This is a genomic window from Streptomyces sp. WM6386, from assembly GCF_000972385.1.
Classification (GTDB): Bacteria; Actinomycetota; Actinomycetes; order Streptomycetales; family Streptomycetaceae; genus Streptomyces.
In genome coordinates, this window is record NZ_JXTE01000660.1 from 1 (window position 1) to 355 (window position 355).

Here is a 355-nt window from a genome sequence, read left to right on the forward strand (position 1 = left end):
GCTCGCGCGGCAGCGGCGCCGCGTGCGTCACGATCAGCCCCGAGACCGCTCGGGTGAGAGCCACGTACAGGCGTCGCAGACCCGTGCGCTCGTCGGGCTAACCGTCGAACACCGCCTGCGGCTCCTCCCGGACGACGGAGTCGTACTCCAGCCCCCTGGCGGGAGGGGGCGGAAACAGGGGCAGGCGGGGCGCCCCGGCTGGCCCCCCCCCGGGGCCCCCCCCCCCCCCCCCTGCGCCCCCCCCGGTCCCCCCCCCCCCCCGGGCCGCGCCGCCCCGCCGATGTGAAACGCGTCGAACCCGGCGACCAGAAGCCCCGGCACATGGTCCAGGGTCAGGCCGCCGCCGACCAGGAGC

1 pseudogene is annotated in these 355 nt (G+C 78.9%); it reads right to left on the bottom strand.

What is annotated here, in order from left to right:
* Positions 1–231: 231 nt before the first annotated feature.
* Positions 232–355: pseudogene (locus TN53_RS48985) on the bottom strand (copper homeostasis protein CutC); the annotation flags it as partial.